9 protein-coding genes are annotated in these 17,681 nt (G+C 70.3%); 8 read left to right on the forward strand and 1 reads right to left on the reverse strand.

Features of this window, described 5'->3' with window-relative positions:
- The first annotated feature begins 17 nt into the window (after positions 1-17).
- The 5 genes from OG866_RS43410 to OG866_RS43430 all read left to right on the forward strand — a co-directional run bounded on the left by OG866_RS43410 (position 18) and on the right by OG866_RS43430 (position 9,305).
- Positions 18-1,547: an arabinofuranosidase catalytic domain-containing protein gene (locus OG866_RS43410; protein WP_329343481.1), complete on the forward strand. Its 1,530-nt coding sequence runs from the start codon at positions 18-20 to the stop codon at positions 1,545-1,547.
- Positions 1,548-1,575: 28 nt separating this feature from the next.
- On the forward strand, positions 1,576-3,408 hold the full coding sequence (locus OG866_RS43415) for an RICIN domain-containing protein (protein WP_329343483.1): 1,833 nt from the start codon (positions 1,576-1,578) through the stop codon (positions 3,406-3,408).
- 56 nt (positions 3,409-3,464) lie between these two features.
- Positions 3,465-5,873, forward strand: coding sequence for a ricin-type beta-trefoil lectin domain protein (locus tag OG866_RS43420; protein WP_329343486.1), 2,409 nt, complete (start codon positions 3,465-3,467; stop codon positions 5,871-5,873).
- A gap of 57 nt (positions 5,874-5,930) precedes the next feature.
- Positions 5,931-7,913, forward strand: coding sequence for an alpha-L-fucosidase (locus tag OG866_RS43425; RefSeq protein ID WP_329343488.1), 1,983 nt, complete (start codon positions 5,931-5,933; stop codon positions 7,911-7,913).
- A 78-nt stretch (positions 7,914-7,991) separates the two neighbouring features.
- On the forward strand, positions 7,992-9,305 hold the full coding sequence (locus OG866_RS43430) for an RICIN domain-containing protein (protein ID WP_329344570.1): 1,314 nt from the start codon (positions 7,992-7,994) through the stop codon (positions 9,303-9,305).
- A gap of 886 nt (positions 9,306-10,191) precedes the next feature.
- Here OG866_RS43430 and OG866_RS43435 read toward each other — a convergent pair.
- Positions 10,192-11,877 (reverse strand): PucR family transcriptional regulator, encoded by a 1,686-nt coding sequence (locus OG866_RS43435; protein ID WP_443063625.1) that lies wholly within the window; start codon positions 11,875-11,877, stop codon positions 10,192-10,194.
- Positions 11,878-12,102: 225 nt separating this feature from the next.
- On the opposite strand from OG866_RS43435, the gene OG866_RS43440 reads away from it, so the two are divergent.
- The 3 genes from OG866_RS43440 to OG866_RS43450 are packed head-to-tail and all read left to right on the forward strand — an operon-like array spanning position 12,103 to position 17,680.
- Positions 12,103-13,371: an aspartate aminotransferase family protein gene (locus OG866_RS43440; protein ID WP_329343490.1), complete on the forward strand. Its 1,269-nt coding sequence runs from the start codon at positions 12,103-12,105 to the stop codon at positions 13,369-13,371.
- Positions 13,368-16,244, forward strand: coding sequence for an FAD-binding and (Fe-S)-binding domain-containing protein (locus tag OG866_RS43445; protein WP_329343492.1), 2,877 nt, complete (start codon positions 13,368-13,370; stop codon positions 16,242-16,244). The genes OG866_RS43440 and OG866_RS43445 overlap by 4 nt, the downstream gene beginning before the upstream one ends.
- Positions 16,241-17,680, forward strand: coding sequence for an NAD-dependent succinate-semialdehyde dehydrogenase (locus OG866_RS43450; protein WP_329343494.1), 1,440 nt, complete (start codon positions 16,241-16,243; stop codon positions 17,678-17,680). Before OG866_RS43445 ends, OG866_RS43450 begins: the two co-directional genes overlap by 4 nt.
- Position 17,681: the final 1 nt, after the last annotated feature.

A 17,681-nucleotide genomic window follows, 5' to 3' on the forward strand; every position in this document is an offset into this window, starting at 1 on the left:
CCCCAGAGGAGGTCTCCATGCTCGAACCAGCCGGTGATCGCCGACTCAGGCGATCGAAAGCCGTGCTCCTTGTCGCCCTGGCGATGGTGGTGGCCGCGTTCGGCGCACCGGCGTTCGCCACATCCCCCGGGGCCGGTACGGCGGTCGTCGCCCGTCCGGCGGCCCACAGCGTGGCGGACGCGTCGCTCCCGTGCGACCTCTACGCCGCCGGCGGTACGCCGTGCGTGACGGCGCACGCCACGACCAGGGCGCTCTTCGCGTCGTACAACGGGCCGCTGTACCAGATTCAGCGGGCCTCCGACCACAGCTACCGCGACATCGGAGTGCTCAGTGCCGGTGGGTACGCGGACGGCGCGTCCCAGGTGTCGTTCTGCTCGGGCACGTCGTGCACGATCACGAAGATCTACGACCAGACCGCCAAGCACAACGACATGCCGATCTCCTGGGGCGGCTACTGGAAGGGGCCCGGGCCCAACGGGTCCGACGTCGGCGCGGACGCCATGGCCCTGCCGGTGACCGCGGCCGGCCACCAGGTCTTCGGCGTCAAGGTCACCCCCGGTGTCGGTTACCGGCTCGACCACGCCGCCGGGGTGCCCACCGGGGCCCAGCCCGAAGGCATCTACATGGTGACCTCGTCGAACTACACGAGCCAGTGGTGCTGCTTCGACTACGGCAGCGGTGAGAACTCCCACACCGACACCGGCAACGCCACCATGAACGCCATCTACTGGGGCACCGCCTGCTGGTTCGGGGGCTGCACCGGGAGCGGCCCGTGGGTCGAGGCCGACCTGGAGAACGGCATGTTCCACACCAACACCGGCTCCAACAAGGACCCGAACAACCCTGGCGTCCACTACCCGTTCGTCAGCGCGTGGCTGAAGAACAACGGCACCAGCAACTTCACTCTCAAATACGGCAACGGCGCGAGCGGCGGCCTGACCACCACCTTCTCCGGCCCCCTGCCGAACGGCTACTCACCGATGAAGGTCGACAGCTCGGTCCTGCTCGGCACCGGGGGAGACAACAGCCCCAACGGCGTGGGGGAGTTCTTCGAGGGCGCGATCACGGCGGGCTATCCCTCCGACGCCACCGAGAACGCCGTCCAGGCCGCCATCACCGCGGCCGGCTACGGCGCAGGGGGCGGTGGCGGTACGTCGACCGCGCTGCACGCGGTCGGTGCGGGCAAGTGCCTGGAGGTACCGGGCGCGTCCACGACCCCGGGCACGCAGACGCAGATCCGCGACTGCACCGGCGCGGCGAACCAGACCTGGTCCCGGACCGACTCCCGCGAGCTCACCGTGTACTCCGGCAGCAGCCGTCTGTGCCTGGACGCCTCCAACCAGGGCACCAGCCCCGGCACCAAGGTCATCACCTGGACCTGCAACGGCCAGGCCAACCAGCAGTGGAACGTCAACGCCAACGGCACGATCACCAGCGCCCAGTCCGGCCTGTGCCTGGACGTGACCGGCGCCGCCACCGCCAACGGCACCCCCGTCGAACTGTGGACCTGCAACGGCGGATCCAACCAGCAGTGGTCACTGAGCTGACCCCGTGACGCGTGACGCAGGAGGACGAATGACGACGCGAGCGAGACCTGGCCGTCTGGTACTGGCCGTCGGCATCGTCTTGGCGTTCGTGCTGCAACTGTCGGCGACGGCCGAGAGCCGGGCCGTCTCGGGCGAGGTGCTGAGCGTCAACCTGGCCTCGACGCGGGGCCCGTCGACCGGCGTGGGCGAGGGGTTCCTCTACGGTTTCACCCAGGACGGCAGCCAGCCGGCGGACCAGTTCGTCAAGCCACTGGGGATCAACGCGTTCCGCGGCGGCGGCTGGTTCTCCGGCGGCTGGATCAGGGACAACTACCAGTACGGATCGGCCACTCGGGCCGACATCGACTCGATCGTCGCTCAGGCGAAACGGCTCACCCAGCCGCCGTATCACGCGCAGTACCAGGTACTGGTCAGCGACATCTACGGCGCCAACGGCGGGCAGCCGTCCAACACGAGATATCCGTGCGACAACGGCGACTGTTCCAACTGGATCGCCTTCATCGACTCCACGGTGGGAGCACTACAGGCCACGGGACTGACGTTCGCCTACGACATCTGGAACGAGCCGGACATCTCCGTCTTCTGGACCCGGGGTGTCAACAGCGCCCAGTACTTCCAGATGTGGGACACCGCCTACCGGGAGATCCGGCGCATCGCCCCCGTGGCGCAGATCGTCGGGCCGTCCCTCGCCTTCACCCCGCAGAGCAACCCGGGGGAATGGCGGACCTGGCTCGCACACGTGAAGGCGGCCGGGACGGTACCCGACATGATCACCAACCATGACGAAGGGGATGTCGACGACCCGGTCACCGTCTCCCAGTCCCTCAACAGCGCCCTGACCACGGCGGGCATCGGCCCGCTGCCGCTGTCCGCGAACGAGTACCAGCCCGCCGACCGGCAGACCGCCGGGGTGACGGCCTGGTACCTGGCGCGGTTCGCGCAGTCCGGGTACACCAACGCGATGCGCGGCAACTGGGTCTGCTGCGTCACCCCCAACCTGACGGGAGTCCTCACCCAGAGCGGCGGCAGCTGGCAGCCGACCGGCAACTGGTGGGCACTTCGCGACTACGCCGACATGACCGGCACCCTCGTCGACACCTCAGGGCAGGTCGGCTCGACCGCGATCTCGGCCTCCGAGGACGCCACCAGTAAGCGCGCGGTGGCGATCATCGGCGACGCCAACGGCAACTCCGGTACCGCGTCCGTGACCTTCAACGGCCTGTCGTCCGTGCCCTGGCTGACGAACGCCGGCAGCGTGCACGTCACCGTGCACCACATCCCGGACCAGGCACCGCTCACCGCGCCCCAGACCGTCTACGACCAGAACCTGAGCGCCTCGGGCGGCTCGATCACCGTGCCGTTGACGTTCCAGGCAGTAAACGACGCGTTCGCCGTCTATCTGACCCCCGCCTCCTCCGGCGGCGAGGGCTTCCCGGCCGGCTTCCACCAACTCGTCGTCGCCCACGACAACTTGTGCCTGGACGTGTACGGCAACTCGGGCAGCGCGGGCGCCGCGATCGACCAGTGGACCTGCAACGGCCAGAGCAACCAGCAGTTCCAGTTCGTGCCGGCCTCGGGCGGCTACGGCGAACTGCGCGCCCAGAACTCCGGCCAGGACGTCGCGGTCGCGGGCAGCTCCACGACGCCAGGCACCCCGGACATCGTCCAACAGCCCCCCGGCACAGCGCCCAACGGCCTCTGGCTGCCCGTCCGCCAGTCCGACGGCTCCTACGCGTTCCAGAACCGAAACAGCGGTCTGTGCCTGGACGTCTACGGCGCCGGCGGCACCGCGGGACAGCAACTCGACCAGTGGCAGTGCAAGAACGCCCCCGGCACCAACCAGGACTTCTTCGTCCGCTGACCCGTCCGCCGACCGCACCGGCCGTGGACACCCCCCACCTGCGAAAGGAATCCACCGTGTCAGCAATCGCACGGCTGTTACGGCGCCTGCGTGTCCCGACGGCCGTGGTCGCGGGCCTCGTCCTGGCCGCCGGCGGCGTCGTGGGCACAGCCGCGGCCCCGGCCCGGGCCGCCACCTCCATCACCCTCAACGGCACCTCCGGGGGACGGACCTTCGACGGCGTCGGCGCGATCAGCGGCGGAGGCGGCAACAGCAGACTCCTGATCGACTACCCCGAGCCCCAACGCGGCCAGGTCCTCGACTACCTCTTCCGGCCCGGCTACGGCGCCTCCCTCCAGATGCTCAAGGCCGAGATCGGCGGGGACACCAACTCCACCTCGGGAGCCGAGCCCAGCCACCAGCACACCCGCTCCGACCTGAACTGCGACCGGGGTTACGAATGGTGGCTGATGGAGCAGGCCAGAGCCCGCAACCCGAACATCAAACTGTACGGGCTCGCCTGGGGCGCCCCGGGCTGGATCGGCAACGGGAACTTCTGGTCCACCGACATGGTCAACTACCTGGTCTCGTGGCTGGGCTGCGCCAAGCAGCACGGGTTGAGCGTCGACTACCTCGGCGGATGGAACGAGCGGGGCTACAACGTCTCCTGGTACCAGCAGCTGCGCAGCGCGCTCAACAGCAGCGGCTACGGCAGCGTCAAGATCGTCGCGGCCGACTCGGACTGGTCCGTGGCGAACGACGTCAACTCCAACCCGGCGTTCGCCTCCTCGGTGAGCGCCATCGGCACGCACTATCCCTGCGGCTACCGGTCCTCCCAGTCCACCTGCTCGGTGCCGGCGGCCGCCATGTCGTCCGGCAAGCCGCTGTGGGCGAGCGAGAACGGCTCGGACGACTACAACGGGGGAGCGCAGGCCATGGCCCGCGGCATCAACCGCGGATACATCGACGGGCGGATGACCGCGTACCTCAACTGGCCGGTGGTCGCCGCGCTCACCCCGAACCTGCCGTACCCGACCATGGGTCTGGCCCTGGCTTCACAGCCGTGGTCCGGGTCGTACGGGATCGGCAAGAACACCTGGGTGATGGCGCACACCAGCCAGTTCACCGCCCCGGGATGGCGCTACCTCGACGCCTCCAGCGGCTACATCGGCGGCAACCGCGCCAACGGAAGCTACGTCTCGCTCAAGTCCACGAACAACTCCGACTACTCCACGGTCATCGAGACCATGGACGCCGGCAGCGCGCAGACGCTGAACTTCAACGTCACCGGGGGACTGTCCGCCGGAACCGTCCACGTCTGGTCCACGGACGTCGGGTCCGCCAACCCGGCCGACCAGTTCGTGCACACCGCGGACATCACCCCGTCCGGCGGCGGTTTCAGCCTGACCGTGCAGCCCGGCTACCTGTACACCCTGACCACCACGACCGGACAGGGCAAGGGCACCGCCACCGGTCCCGCCCGGAGCGCGCTGAAGCTGCCGTACAGCGACTCCTTCGACGGCTACACCACCGGCACCGAGGCGAAGTACCTCATGGACTGGCAGGGTGCCTTCGAGGCGGTGGGCTGCGGCGGCGGCCGCAGCGGAAAGTGCGTGCGCCAGATGAGCCCACAGAAGCCGATCACCTGGGACACGCTGACCGATCCGCACACCCTGCTCGGTGACGTGAGCTGGGGCAATTACACGGTCTCGTCGGACGTGCTGCTCGAACAGCCCGGATACGCCGAACTGATCGGACGTGCGGGCACGCACGACTACGACCGCACCGGAGGGCAGAACGCCTACCGTCTGCGGGTGAGCGACACCGGGGCCTGGTCGATTCTGAACTCGAACACCAACGGCACCGTCTCCACCCTGGCCCGCGGCACGAACGCGGCGCTCGGCACCAACCGGTGGCACAGCCTCGCGCTCACCTTCTCCGGCACCACGATCAGCGCCGCCATCGACGGCGCCACGGTCGGTTCCGTGAACGACGGCACCTGGGCCGCCGGGCAGATCGGCTACGCCACCAGCCAGGGCGAGACGGCACAGTTCGACAACCTGTCCATCACGCCCGGCAGCGGCGGGAACGACGGCGGCACGACCGGCACGATCGTCGGGGCCGGCTCCGGCCGGTGCGTGGACGTACCGAGCCAGTCACACACGGCCGGCACCCAGGTGGAGCTGTGGGACTGCAACGGCGGCAGCAACCAGCAGTGGACGACCACCTCCGCCGGTGAACTACGGGTCTACGGCAGCGACTGCCTCGACGCCGCGGGCCAGGGCACCAGCCCCGGCACCAAGGTGGACATCTGGGACTGCACCGGCGGCGCCAACCAGAAGTGGACGATCCACGCCGACGGCACGATCACCGGCGACCAGTCCGGCCTGTGCCTGGACGCCACCGGCGCCGGAACGGCCAACGGCACCCTGCTTCAGCTGTGGACCTGCAACGGCAGCAGCAACCAGAAGTGGACGCGCGACTGATCCCGTGACTGGCGGCCGGACTTCCTGAGCCTCCCCGATCCCTCTGAAAGGCCCCACATGACTTCCTCGTCCCTGCCGTTCAGCCGGCGCCGACTGCTGGCGGCGGCCGGCGCGTCGACGGCCTTCGGCCTGCTGCGGTTCGCTCCCGAGGCCGCCGCGACCGACGGCCCCGGCAGCTACACCGCGAGCTGGTCCTCCGTGGACCAGCACCCCCCGGCCCCGGCCTGGTTCCAGGACGCCAAGTTCGGCATCTACTACCACTGGGGCGTCTTCAGCGTTCCCGCGTTCGGCAACGAGTGGTACCCGCGCAACATGTACATCGGCGGCTCCGCCGAGAACAACCACCACAAGGCCACCTACGGCGACCCCGCGGCCTGGCCGTACAACAACTTCATCGACGGTGCCCGTGACAAGGCGGGCAACTTCGTTCAGTTCGCCCCCAAACCGGTCTCGCAGGGCGGCAAGTGGGACCCGGACGCCTGGGCCCGGCTGTTCAAGGCCGCGGGTGCCCGGTTCGCCGGCCCGGTCGCCGAGCACCACGACGGCTTCTCCATGTGGAACAGCCGCGCCAACCCGTGGAACTCGGTCCAGCACGGCCCCAAGCTCGACCTGGTGGGACTGCACGCGCAGGCCATCCGTGGGCAGGGACTGAAGTTCATGGCCTCGCTGCACCACGCCTACCACTTCAACGGCTTCTACGACCACGTGCCGAACCAGTCGGACCCGACGCTCCGCGTCCTCTACGGCCAGCAGGGCTCGGCCACGGAGAACAAGCTCTGGTACGACAAGCTGGTCGAGGTCATCGACGGCTACCAACCGGACCTGGTCTGGCAGGACTTCGCCCTGAACCAGGTGCAGGAGTCCTACCGGCTCCAGTTCCTCGCGCACTACTACAACCAGGCCGTCGCCTGGAACAAGGACGTGGTCGCGACCTACAAGGACGGCCTCAACAACAAGGGTGAGGTCTTCGACTTCGAGCGCGGCGGCCCGGCAGGTCTGCTCACCCCCTACTGGCTGACCGACGACAGCATCTCCTCCTCCAGCTGGTGCTACACGGTGGGGATCGGCTACTACTCGACGCAGGCGCTGCTCCACTCGCTGATCGACCGGGTCAGCAAGGGCGGCAACATGCTGCTCAACATCGCCCCGATGGCCGACGGCACCATCCCCTCCGGGCAGCAGTCCATCCTGCTCGCGATGGGCGACTGGCTCGGCCGCTTCGGAGAGGCCGTCTATTCCACCCGCTCCTGGTCCAGTTACGGCGAGGGTCCCACAAAGATGGGCGGCGGCTCCTTCAGCGGGCCGGTGGCCGGCAAACCGCAGGACATCCGGTTCACCCGCAGCCGGGACAACAAGGTGCTCTACGCCACCGCCCTGGGCTGGCAGGGCGGCACCATGACGGTCACGACGCTGAACTCGAACCAGATCAACATCAGCAGCCTGACCGGCGCCCAACTGCTCAACAACACCGCCGGCACCTACATCAACCTGCCCGCACCGACCCAGGACGCGTCCGGCCTGCACCTCACCATGCCCTCGTCCAACCCGCCGTTCAGCGCCCTGGCGTACACGGTCAAGCTCACCTTCTCCGGCGAGATCCCCGTACTGGGTGCGCCGGGCGGCTCCACGACCTGGGTCAGGATCGCCAACGTGACCAGCGGACTGGTGCTCGACAGCGGGGGCAACGTGGCCTCCGGTTCCAACCTCAAGCAGTGGAACTACGACGGCAGCACCAACCTCCAGTGGCAGCTGATCGACCTCGGCAACGGCTACTACCGCCTCATGAACCGCACCAACGGCATGGCCGCCGACAGTTGGGGCAACGCCGCCAACGGCGCTCCGGCCCGCCAGGAGGCGTGGAACGGCGGCAACAACCAGCAGTGGTCGCTGGTCAGCCTCGGCAACAGCCGCTACCAGATCGTGAATCGGGGCACCGGCACCGCGCTTGACGGCAGCGGCAGCACCACGGCCGGCTCCACGACGGTGCTGTGGACGCCCAACTCCAGCACCAACAACGCGTGGACCATCACTGCCGTGTGAACCGGCGCTCCCCGTAGAACAGCAGAACTCGACGACGGACGACGGAAGAGGGAGAGCATGGAACGTAAACGGCTCTTAATGGCCATCGCGGCCGCACTGCTTCTCATCCTGACGACCGCGGGCACCTCGTTCAGCAGCGCCCTCGGGGCACCCGCGCCGGCCCCGAGGTCCGCCGCCGCGGCGAGCGCGGGCTGCGGCAAGGCTCCGACGCTGACCAGCGGCAACCACACGATTCAGAGCGGCGGCCAGAACCGCAGTTACATCCTGCGGGTCCCGGCCGGCTACGACAGCAACCACCCCTACCGGCTGGTCTTCGGTTTCCACTGGCGGGGCGGGACAGCCAATGACGTCGACTCGGGCGGCACGGACGGGTACAACTGGTCCTACTACGGCCTCCGGCGCCTGGCGGACAACGCGAACAACAGCACGATCTTCGTCGCCCCCCAGGGCAACGGCAACGGCTGGGCCAACCCCGGCGGCCAGGACGTGGCCTTCGTCGACGCCATGGTCAACCAGATCGAATCAGGCCTGTGCGTCGACACCACCCAGCTGTTCTCCGCCGGCTTCAGCTACGGCGGCGCGATGTCGTACGCCCTCGCCTGCTCCCGGGCGACGGTCTTCCGCGCGGTCGCGGTCTACTCCGGCGCGAACCTCAGCGGCTGCAACGGCGGCAACCAGCCCATCGCCTACATGGGACTGCACGGCCTCAGGGACAACGTGCTGCCCATCCAGTCGGGACGAGACCTGCGCGACACCTTCGTCCGGACGAACGGCTGCACCCCGCAGAACCCGCCCGAGCCGGCCAACGGAAGCCTGACGCACATCATCACCACCTACTCCGGATGCAGGTCCGGATACCCCGTCGTCTGGGCCGCGTTCGACGGAGCGGGCCACGACCCCGGTCCCATCGACGGCTCCACCGGTGACGGCTGGCGCACCTGGACGTCCGCGGCGGTGTGGCAGTTCTTCACCCAGTTCGGCTCGAACCAGCCGCCGCCGCAGTCCGGCAACCAGCAGATAGTGGGCCAGCAGTCGGGGCGCTGCCTCGACATCAACAACTCGACCACAGCGAACGGTACGCAGGCACAGCTGTGGGACTGCAACGGAGGCTCCAACCAGCGCTGGACCCACACCACCGGAAAGCAGCTGGTCGTCTACGGCAACAAGTGCCTGGGAGTCGGCCAGGGCGCGGGCAACGGCACCCCGGCGGCGATCTGGGACTGCAGTGGGCAGCCGGACCAGCAATGGAACCTCAACCCCGACGGCACGATCACAGCAGCGCAGTCGGGGCTCTGCCTGGACGCCAACGGCCAGGGAACAGCCAACGGGACGAAAATCCAGCTGTGGACTTGCTCCGGCGGCGCCAACCAGCACTGGCGCCTCCAGAACTGACGGACCGGGGCCAGGCCCGACACGGTACGGGCCTGGCACCCAGGTCCTGGCATCCAGGCAGATCTCGTGCAGCAGTGGAGCGAGGGGCGGCGATGCCGTCGGGAGTGGGCCGAGACTCGTCCAGGCCAGGTCATCGCGGCGACTACGGCGGGCTTGAGCCCGTTTCTGCACCCGCCCGGAAGCCCGTCGGCGTCGGCTTGACGGCCGCTCCGTCCTCGTCGTGGACACCGTGGCCCTACCAGGCGAGCGCCTCAGACCTCTGCCCCACCTGCCTGGGCTGGCCGCCCTGTGGCATCTGCCCTGGCCCCACACCTCGCCGCGCCCACCCGAACAGCGACGGCCGCTGCACCACCTGCGCCTCCGCCACGCACTACCAAGCCGATCCGGCACTGCTCCGCTGAAGGCACACGGCCCCATGACGCAGCCCCCGTCTGACGACCAGGTACGTACGCACACGGTGTATCTGCTCTTCGCACACGAGCACCCGGCGAGATCATCCAACTGTCCACCCTCACCCACGAACTGGACGGCGGCACCGCCTGGCCGACGGTCGGTGACTGGGAGCAGGTGACCACCGACCTGGTCCACCTCGTCCATTGCGGGGACTGTGACGCCCTCAGCCTCGGCCTGCCCGACCTCGCCCGCGCCCTCCTCTGCGCCGGCCCGCACAGCCGGGAATATCGACTCCGACGTTGCCACTCGCCCGGCGGGCCCTCCTTGAACGAGGTTCTTCAAGCGTTGTCCCACAACTGCCCGCTGGAGCGGTGGGCGGGCGTCCCGGCCCCCCTCAATGAGGGTGCTCCGCCACGTCGATGGAGCCATCTGGCCCGACAGCAGGGATTTCCTCAATGAGGATCTCGGTCGGCTACTCGTTGACGTGCTGTGTTCAGCGGATCCGCAGGACATCGAGTGCCGTCAGCGCCACGTGGAGTTCGGTGCGCTGTTCGCCGGACTCGAGGTCGCAGTCGAGTATCCGCTCGATGGTGCGCAGGCGTTGGTAGACGGTCTCCCGGGACAGGCCGCCGGAGCGGGCGGCGATCGTCTTGTTGCCGGCCGCGTCCAAGTAGTGGCGCAAGGTGGTCAGGAGGTCGGTGCCGTGGCGGGTGTCGTGGTCGACGAGGCGGCCGAGCTGTCGTTCGGCGTAGTCCTGGATGCGGGTGTCGTCGCGGAGTGCGAACAGCAGGCGGGCCAGGCCGATGTCGGACCGTTCGTGAAAGGAGCGGCCCGCGGGGAGGGGCTGGCCGGGCCGGGTGGCCTCGGTGACGCGGGCTGCCTCGCGGAAGGAGCGGGCGACGTGAGCGAGGTCCGTGGTCTCGGAGCCGACGCTCACGGTCGCTGCGGGGGCCAGGTCCAGCGCGGTGCGGCTCAGGTGCTCGACCGTGGGGCGCCAGGGCTGGGAGGGGCGCAGCGCCAGCAGGATGCCGAGCCGTGTCGGGGTGAGGTGGCCGACAAGCGCCTGGATTCCTGTCGTCCTCAGTTCTTCGGAGAGGCGGGTTTCGGTTTTCGCGGTGTCGTCTTCCGTCAGGGCGTCCGCGAGTACGGCGATGAAGGAGGTGTTCTCGGTGGGCAGGCCCAGTGCGGCGACACGGGCGCGGGCGTCCCCGGGGGAGCGGTGGCGTTGTTCGACGAGATCGCGCAGGGCGCCCCGGTGGGCGGTGCGTTCCCAGGGTGTGGGGTGGATGAGGCGGGCGATGGTGAGGGCCATCGCGGTCCGCTCTAGGACGGTGACGTCCTCGGGGCCGAAGGGGCTCTGAGGCGACGTGTCGGGTGCGGTCGGGAGCATGGTCACGCGGCCCCACCGTTCGCCCTGGTATTCCACGGGTGCCACGAGCCAGTCCTCGGGTCCGGACACAGTGGTGTGGTCGGCGGGGGGAGTGGCCCGGGAGCGCTGTTCCCAGTCGGTGAGTGCGGCTTGCGTGGTGCTGCCGGAGGATTCGCAGATCAGTGCCTGGTGGACCAGGTTCTCCAGCACGACCGTACGGCCGCTCATGTCCGCCGCGGCACGTACGACGTCCTCGGGGCCGGCGCCGCGCAGCGTGAGGGCGGTGAACGCCTCGTGGATGTGCTGGGTCCGGCGCATCGCCTCGGCCTGATTGCCGAGGATGAGCGCGTGGACGACCTGCGTGACCTCCAGGAAGTTGACGTCCTTCGCCAAGGCCACGAGGGGGAGGCCACGGGCCTGGCAGGCGTGGACGAGCGCGTCGGGCGGGCGGTGGTAGCGGCGGACCAGCTCGATGACCAGGGCCGCCGCGTCGACGGCCGCGAGTTCGTCGACGTACCGGCGCACGCCCGCCGCGTCCTCGGGCAGGGGCATTCCGGTGGTCAGGACGAGTTCGCCGCCCTTGAGGAAGGACGCGGGGTCGGTCAGCTCGGTGATGTGGACCCAGCGCACAGGGCGGTCGAGCCCGGCCGCGCCGGCGACGACCTGGGGTTGTCCTGCGGCGAGGACGGGAAGCGCCAGTACGTCCGCCACGGTGAGCGGACGGCCGACCGCGTCCATGTCCCGGCCCGACAGGGGGGCGTCAAGACCGTCGGTGCCGGGCTCCGGGGCCGCGTGGTGATTCTCGCTCACGGTGCCTCCCTGCCCGCCCAGTCACTCTGACAAGCGTCGCTGACCTGCGCAAGAGGGAGTGGGCCGACGGTCATGGGGGTCACAGGGCGCGCAGGAGAGCGGCGCGGTTGACACAACGTCCGGATACCGCGTCCCGGCTGGACAGATCGCGCGTTGGCTCCCTGCCGGCCGGCGGAGATGCTCGGGGGACCGCACCCGTCCGACGACCCACGCCGGGAGACGAACATGACCGCACTGTCGCCGCACCTTCGCCAGGCCACACCCGTGGTGGCGGCCCGGGGCGAGGGCGTCCACCTCTACGGCGAGGACGGCCGCCGCTACCTCGACTTCACCGCCGGGATCGGCGTCACCAGCACCGGGCACTGCCACCCCAGGGTCGTGGCGGCGGCGCAGGAGCAGGTGGGCACGCTCGTCCACGGCCAGTACACGACGGTCATGCACCGGCCCCTGCGGCAACTGGTCGAGAAGCTCGGCGAGGTGCTGCCGGCCGGCCTGGACAGCCTGTTCTTCACCAACTCCGGCAGCGAAGCCGTCGAGTCCGCGCTGCGCCTGGCCCGCCAGGCCACCGGCCGGCCCAACGTCATCGTCTGCCACGGCGGCTTCCACGGCCGTACCGTGGCCGCCGCCTCCATGACCACCTCCGGCACCCGCTTCCGCTCCGGCTTCTCCCCGCTGATGAGCGGCGTGGTCGTCACCCCGTTCCCGACTGCCTTCCGCTACGGCTGGGACGAGGAGACCGCCACCCGCTTCGCCCTCCAGGAGCTCGACTACACGCTCCAGACGATCTCCTCGCCCGCCGACACGGCGGCGATCATCGTGGAACCGGTGCTGGGTGAGGGCGGCTACGTCCCCGCGAACCGCGCCTTCATGGAGGGCCTGCGGGAGCGCGCGGACCGCCACGGCTTCCTGCTGATCCTCGACGAGGTGCAGACCGGCGTCGGCCGCACCGGCCGCTTCTGGGGCCATGACCACTTCGGCATCACGCCCGACATCCTGGTCACCGCGAAGGGCCTGGCCAGCGGCTTCCCGCTGTCCGGCATCGCGGCCTCCGAGGAGCTGATGGCGAAGGCATGGCCCGGCTCGCAGGGCGGCACGTACGGCGCCAACGCCGTCGCGTGCGCGGCGGCCTGCGCCACCCTGGACGTCGTACGCGAGGAGAAGCTCGTCGAGAACGCCGAGGCGATGGGCGCGCGGCTGCGCCAGGGCCTGGAGGCGGTGGCCGACCGCACGCCCGGTATCGGTGACGTGCGTGGCCTCGGGCTGATGCTGGCCACCGAGTTCGTCACCGAGGACGGCAGCCCCGACCCCGAGGCCGCCTCCCGTGTGCAGCGCGCCGCCATCGACGAGGGGCTGCTTCTGCTGTTGTGCGGGGCCTGGAACCAGGTCGTACGCATGATCCCGGCGCTGGTGATCGACGAGACGGCCATCGACGAGGGCCTCCAGGCGTGGGCGGCCGCGGTGGAGGCCGGCACATCGGGAGCGACGGCACGATGAGCGACGCCCTCGTGCGGCTGACCGCCCGGCTCGCCGAGACCGCTCCCGGCCTGCGGGTGGAGACCGGACCCGGCACCGGCCCCTACGCCTACGACGCCTCCAACTACCGCGTTCCGCCGCAGGCCGTGGCCTTCCCCCGCGATGCCGACGACGTGGTCGCGGTGCTGCGGGCCTGCCGGGAGACGGGCGTGCCGGTCACCGCGCGCGGCGGCGGCACCAGCATGGCGGGCAACGCCGTCGGGCCGGGTGTCGTCCTGGACTTCTCCCGGTACATGAACCGGATCCTGGACGTCGACCCGGCCGCCGGAACGGCGCGTGTCGAGGCCGGTGTGGTCCTCGACGCGTTGCAGAGCGCGACCGCCCAGCACGGCCTCGCCTTCGGCCCCGACCCCTCCTCGCACAGCCGCTGCACCCTTGGCGGCATGATCGGCAACGACGCGTGCGGGAACCGGTCGGTGCGGCACGGGCGGACCAGCAGCCATGTCGAGGCCCTTGAGATCGTCACGGCGGACGGCGTGCGAGCCGTCGCCGACCGCGTCGGGCTGCACCCCGTGGACCCCACCGATGCGGAGCGCGTCGCCCGCCTCGAAGCGGACGTACGGAGTCTCATCGGCGACAACCTGGCGCCGATCCGCACCGAGCTGGGCCGCATCGCCCGCCAGGTCTCCGGCTACCAACTGCACCACCTGCTGCCGGAGAACGGGTTCGACATGGCCCGCGCCCTGGTCGGCACCGAGGGCTCCTGCGCGGTCGTCACCGCCGCGACGGTCCGCCTGGTGGCGACCGCACCGGCTTCGGCACTGCTCACCCTCGGCTACGACGACGTCGTCGACGCCGCCGAGGACGTGCCGGAGATCCTGCACTGGAACCCCACCGCCGTGGAGGGCATGGACGAGGCGATCGTCGCCACCATGCGCGCCCGCCGCGGCCCGGACTCCGTCACCGGACTGCCCGAAGGCCGTGCGTGGCTGTACGTCGAGCTCGACGGCGACGACGAGGCCACGGTGAACGCCCGCGCGGCCGAACTCCTCGACGTGCTCAAGGCGCGGGGCCGGATGACCGGCGGCCGGGTCGTGGCGAGCGCGGCCGAGCGACGGTCGCTGTGGCGGGTCCGTGAGGACGGGGCCGGCCTGGCCGCCCGCCTCGTCGACGGCGGAGAATCGTGGCCCGGCTGGGAGGACTCGGCGGTAGCGCCCGAGAACCTGGCCGGCTACCTGCGGGACTTCCGCAAACTGCTTGCCTCCCACGCACTCACCGGCGTGATGTACGGGCACTTCGGCGCGGGCTGCGTCCACGTACGCATCGACTTCGACCTCGCCACGGACCCCGGCCGCGCCGCTGCCCGTCGCTTCCTCCAAGAGGCCGCCGCCCTGGTCGTCGCGCACGGCGGCACGCTGTCCGGCGAGCACGGTGACGGGCGGGCGCGCGGTGAGCTGCTGGAGGTCATGTACAGCCACCGGATGATCGGGGCGTTCGCTGCCTTCAAGAAGGTCTTCGACCCCGAGGGACTGCTGAATCCGGGCGTCATCGTGGCCCCGGCTCCGCTGGACGCCGACCTCGCACTGCATCAAATCCAGCCCCTGGCAACCGAGTTCACCTTCCCGCACGACGAGGACGGCTTCGCGGGCGCGGCCCGCCGCTGCGTCGGCGTCGGCCGCTGCCGCAGCGACGCGGGCGGCGTGATGTGTCCCAGCTACCGGGCCACCGGGGAGGAGAACGACTCCACGCGGGGCCGGGCCCGCCTGCTCCAGGAGATGGTGCGCGGCGAGACGGTGAAGGACGGCTGGCGCTCGACCGAGGTCAAGGACGCCCTCGACCTGTGCCTGTCCTGCAAGGCGTGTTCCAGCGACTGCCCGGTCGGCGTCGACATGGCCACGTACAAGGCGGAGTTCCTGCACCAGCACTACAAGGGCCGCGTGCGACCCCGTTCGCACTACTCCCTGGGCTGGCTGCCCCTGACCTCCGCGCTCGCCGGATGGGCAGCCCGCCCGGTCAACGCCCTCCTGCGCGGACCGGTCGGCACCCTGCTCGCCCGCCTCGGCGGCGTCACCACGAAGCGCAGGATCCCGGCCTTCGCTTCCCGGCGCACCTTCCGCAAGGTCCTGCGCCAGGCGAAGAACGGCGAACCGGCGAAGGCCCTGCTCTTCGTCGACAGCTTCACCCGCGCCTTCCGGCCCGAGGTCGCGGGCGCCGCGAGCCGGGTACTCGCCGACTCCGGAATCCCCTGCACGGCCGAAGACGGCCTGTGCTGCGGTCTGACGTGGGTGAGCACCGGCCAGCTGTCGGTCGCGCGCCGCATCATGACCCGTACGGTCGCCCACCTCGACAACGGCGACGAGCGGCCGATCATCGTGGCCGAGCCCAGCTGCGCCGCCGCCCTCAAGCGGGACGTGCCCGAACTCCTCGGTACCGACGCCGCCCAGCGCGTCGCGGACCGGGTCCACACCTTCACCGGCGCGCTGACCGACCTCGCCGACCCCGGCTGGACCCCGCCCCCCGTGCCGACGAGCGTCGTCCTGCAGACCCACTGCCACGAGTACGCCACCTTCAAGGGCCGCCGTCCCGCTGACCTGCTGCGCCGGCTCGGCGTGGACAAGGTCGACGAGGCCGAGGGCTGCTGCGGACTGGCCGGGAACTTCGGCTTCGAGGAGCAGCATTACGACACCTCGATGGCCGTCGCCGACCTGGCACTGAAGCCCCGCCTCGACGCCATCGACCAGGCCGCACCGGCCGTCGTCGTGGCCGACGGCTTCAGCTGCGCCACCCAGATCGACCATCTCGCCGGTGACCGGGACATCCGCGCCCTGCACCTGGCCGAACTGCTCGACCCCGCCGCCGACCGAACTGTCGACCGACCAGGAGTGACCCGATGACCGACACACCCACGCAGTTGTTCATCGGCGGGACCTGGGTGGACGCCGCGGACGGCGCCACCATGCCCGTCGACGACCCCGCCACCGGCGAGATCCTCTGCCACGTCGCCGACGCCGGCGCCAAGGACACCCGGCTCGCCGAGGACGCGGCCGTCCAGGCGCAGGAGGAGTGGGCCCGTACCGCGCCCCGGGCACGCAGCGAGATCCTGCGCCGTGCCTACGAGATCATCCTCGACCGCGTCGACGAGCTCGCCCACCTCATGACGTCCGAGATGGGCAAGCCGCTGCCCGAGGCGAGGGGAGAGGTCGCGTACGCGGCGGAGTTCTTCCGCTGGTTCTCCGAGGAGGCCGTACGGATCGACGGCGGCGCAGGCATCCTGCCCGACGGCCGCAACCGCATGCTGCTCTCCCGCCGCCCGGTCGGCCCCTGTCTGCTGATCACCCCGTGGAACTTCCCGCTGGCCATGGGCACCCGCAAGATCGGCCCCGCCATCGCCGCGGGCTGCACGATGATCCTCAAGCCGGCCCCCCAGACCCCGCTCTCCAGCCTGGCCCTCGCCGCGATCCTCAAGGAGGCCGGGCTGCCCGACGGCGTCCTGAACGTCGTCACCACCTCCCGTGCGGGGGAGGTGTGTGAACCGCTCCTGCGCGGCGGGCGGATTCGCAAACTGTCCTTCACCGGCTCCACGCAGGTCGGACGGATTCTCCTGGCCCAGAGCGCGGACGCGGTCGTACGGACCTCGATGGAGCTGGGCGGCAACGCGCCGTTCCTCGTCTTCGACGACGCCGACCTCGACGTGGCCGTGGACGGCGCCATGCTCGCCAAGATGCGCAACATGGGCGAGGCGTGCACCGCCGCGAACCGGTTCTTCGTCCACAGCTCGGTGGCCGAGGAGTTCGGGCGGCGCCTGGCCGAACGCATGGGCGCCCTCGTGGTCGGCCCCGGCACCCGGGACGGTGTCGATGTCGGCCCGCTGATCGACGCCACCGGTCGCGCCAAGGTCGAGGAACTGGTCGCCGACGCGGTGGAGCGCGGCGCCGAGGTGCTTGTCGGCGGCCGTACGCCGGAAGGGCCGGGCTGCTTCTATCCGCCGACCGTGCTCGCGGGAGTCGACCCCGAAAGCCGCCTGATGGACACGGAGATCTTCGGCCCGGTCGCCGCGATCGTCACCTTCGACGACGAGGACGAGGTCGTCCGCCGCGCCAACGACACCCCCTGGGGCCTGGTCGGCTACGTCTTCACCGAGGGCCTCGACCGCGCCCTGCGCGTCAGCGAACGCCTGGAGGTGGGCATGGTCGGCCTCAACACCGGCCTCGTCTCCAACCCGGCCGCTCCCTTCGGCGGCGTCAAGCAGTCCGGGCTCGGCCGCGAGGGCGGGCGGGTCGGGATCGAGGAGTTCCTGGAGTACCAGTACCTCGCGGTGCCCGTGCGATGAC

The sequence above is a fragment of the Streptomyces sp. NBC_00663 genome (assembly GCF_036226885.1).
Classification (GTDB): Bacteria; Actinomycetota; Actinomycetes; order Streptomycetales; family Streptomycetaceae; genus Streptomyces.